5 protein-coding genes are annotated in these 2,874 nt (G+C 32.6%); all 5 read left to right on the top strand.

The genetic code is table 11. The features are described 5' to 3' along the window. Positions 1 to 240 precede the first annotated feature (240 nt). The 5 genes from Q0739_RS14685 (at position 241) to Q0739_RS14665 (ending at position 2,666) form a co-directional block, all read left to right on the top strand. Entirely contained in the window at positions 241 to 522 is a 282-nt protein-coding gene (locus Q0739_RS14685) for a hypothetical protein (RefSeq protein ID WP_298239491.1), read from the top strand. Between the two features lie 344 nt (positions 523 to 866). Further along, positions 867 to 1,253 carry a hypothetical protein gene (locus Q0739_RS14680; protein WP_298239490.1) on the top strand — a complete coding sequence of 129 codons (387 nt, stop codon included), beginning with the start codon at positions 867 to 869 and terminating at the stop codon, positions 1,251 to 1,253. Between the two features lie 199 nt (positions 1,254 to 1,452). Beyond that, positions 1,453 to 1,809 (top strand): type II toxin-antitoxin system RelE/ParE family toxin, encoded by a 357-nt coding sequence (locus Q0739_RS14675; protein ID WP_042247318.1) that lies wholly within the window; start codon positions 1,453 to 1,455, stop codon positions 1,807 to 1,809. After that, entirely contained in the window at positions 1,799 to 2,089 is a 291-nt protein-coding gene (locus Q0739_RS14670) for a helix-turn-helix transcriptional regulator (RefSeq protein ID WP_042247315.1), read from the top strand. The genes Q0739_RS14675 and Q0739_RS14670 overlap by 11 nt, the downstream gene beginning before the upstream one ends. A 163-nt stretch (positions 2,090 to 2,252) precedes the next feature. Beyond that, positions 2,253 to 2,666, top strand: a complete 414-nt coding sequence (locus Q0739_RS14665; RefSeq protein WP_298239489.1) for an SMI1/KNR4 family protein — start codon at positions 2,253 to 2,255, stop codon at positions 2,664 to 2,666. Positions 2,667 to 2,874 lie beyond the last annotated feature (208 nt).

Here is a 2,874-nt window from a genome sequence, read left to right as displayed (position 1 = left end):
TTACGCTAAAATGCTATCGCATTTCTGCCTCGCTCAAGCAAAATAATAAGGCGACACAAACTATATACGTGAAAGTTGTGCATAATGTCGGAAAAACGAAATCCGAATTAAAAATTTGAGAATAAAAGAAACATTTTTGACAAATCGGAATAATAAATTTCGTTCTGATTTAAATAATTCTGCTGACAATAATGCGGAATAGAAACTGGAAGAAAATATAAACGACCTGAATAAAAATCTTTGACTAAAAAAAGCAGTAAGTGGGAATCAATAGCTGACCTTATATGGGAAACGCCAACAACTCTGGAAGGAATTTTTGTTGCAATTCCTTACCTTATTTTGAATTCGATTGGTACAATTATTAAGGTGATTTTTTTATCATTAATCTCAATTTTGACTTTAAACAAATGGAAAAAATTGACTGACTTATGGAATAAAAAATACTTGAAAGATAATATTACAAATCCTTGGAATTTTGTTTTAGCTCTTGGGATTATTATTTTTTTGACAATTATATTCTAAAAATAAAAGAAACACTATGCACAACAAAGTATAAAATTAATGCTTGGGTCTGTGCTTAAACCAGCGATTAGTCCTGTTTTGTTACATCTGATTTTCCTGCGGAAAATCCTCGCACACAAAACCGCACTAATCTTATACATAAACGTTAGCAAACATTTGAAATGACACATTCTGAATTTAACAAAATCTACTTTAAACGAGCTGACGAGGTTTTACGAAATCACGGATTTTGGAGACAGAACAGTCATTACGTAAAACAAAATGACACCGAATTTTTTATAATCCATAAAAACACAAAAAGGACTTTGTTTTTCGGATTTACTTTCGTTTACTGCCACACTTTTATGAAAAACCATGACGGAGAATATCCTGACAAAATTATGTTACCCCAAGTTTCACCGTTTGTGTTCAATCCAATTGACTTAAAAAAGTTAATGCAAGATGGATTAAATAATTACCGATATGATTACGAGAAAATAAATGAGGATATCGGAACTGGGAATTTGCCAATTGATTTGGAAAATATAACGCCAAAAGAGGTAGATGAATATATTGAAAACATATTAAAAATAGCACTAAATGAGGGTTCTGAATTTTTAAAAGAACTGAAACCTGAATTTACACTTTATCAATTAAAAGAATTCGGAAAAGAATTATGGATTGAACAAAATTGGATTTCGGACATTGAAAAATATATAACTGATAAAAAAACGTTTGCTAACAATGTATAACCGCAATTACGGCGGATTCGACTACGTCCGAATCCACTCGGAATTGCGAGAGTCAGTGTTTAACCGAAAAACAGTAACTTAAAACCCGTAACTGACGGTTATACGAGACCGTTGTAAAACATACCCAATAAACATTCGATCTTCAAAAATAAACATCTGAAATTTTGAAAATAGTAACTTTTAAGTTACCTTTGTCTGAATGGAAAAAGTTAGGCAAGTAATACAATATAAAAATTATTTCGAAGAGTTTTTGCTTGCTCAACCGAAAAAGGTTCAGGACAAAATATTTAAGGTCATTGAAATAATCGAAACCTATCAGCACGTGCCGAAAACATATTTGGCGCCAATGAAAACTCACAAAGGACTATTTGAAGCCCGAATAAAATTAGGCTCGAATATTTGGCGAGTTTTTTGCTTCTTCGACAAAGGTAAATTAGTTATACTCTTAAACGGATTTACAAAAAAGACGCAGAAAACACCGAAAAAAGAAATCGACAAAGCTGTCCGATTAATGAAAGAGTATTACGAAGAAAAAAACAAAGGAAATGGAAACTAAAAGTTGGAAAGACATAAAAGACACAGTTTACGGAAAAAAAGGAACTGAACGCAGGGACGAACTCGACAGGGATTTTGAATCGTTTAAAATCGGTTTGCTTTTACGAAATGCACGAGAGGAAAAAAATCTGACTCAAGAGCAACTTGGCGAATTGATTGACAAAAAACGAACCTATATTTCTCGTGTGGAAAACAATGGTAGTAATCTGACCTTAAAAACCTTATTTGACATCGTTGAAAAAGGACTTGGCGGAAAAGTCAATATTTCGATTGAAGTGTAGTAAAAAGTACGTTTTACAACCAAGTATAAAATTAATGCTTGGGTCTGTGCTTAATCCAGCGATTAGTCCTGTTTTGTGTGCGAGGATTTTCCTGCGGAAAATCCTCGCACACAAAACCGCACTAATCTTATACATAAACGTTGTAACCAATTTGAAGAAACCCATGAAATATGATTTAGAATTTAGCATTTTAAACCAGGTTGAAGATAAAACGGACAAATCAAATTTTCGAAAAAAATTGTCCGAATCTGACTTAAATCAATTGCGACAAAATCATAGTGGAATTTCAGAAGAATATCTGACTTATCTAAAAGAAATTGGTTCAGGTAGCTTTAAAGAAAGCCAATTTATGGTTCAAGACTACTTATTTGATCTTTCCGAATTAGGACTCGAGGACATTTATGAATTGAAAGATGAAATTAAATTCTTTGGAGATAATTTCGCTGGAGATTTAGCAGGTTTTGACTTTGAAAAAAATCCGAATGAAGTAATTGAATTTTGGCATGATGACGGAACGATTTACGAAACGGGAAAATCATTTAAGGAGTATATTGGAGAAAAAATCGGAATTGAATAAAAACTGGTTACAACAATGTATAACCGCAATTACGGCGGATTCGACTACGTCCGAATCCACTCGGAATTGCTAAAGCCTTTGCTAAACCGAAAATAAACGCATATTAACCCGTAACTGACGGTTATACGAGGACGTTGTGTGTAATTAAACAAAAATGAACCCTTTAAAACAAATTAAAATGACAAAAAAAACCATGAACAAATTATTC

Source organism: uncultured Algibacter sp., assembly GCF_947487605.1.
GTDB lineage: Bacteria > Bacteroidota > Bacteroidia > Flavobacteriales > Flavobacteriaceae > Algibacter_D.
The sequence above is the reverse complement of the archived record's forward strand: the minus strand, read 5'-3'. Positions and strand labels throughout refer to the sequence as shown.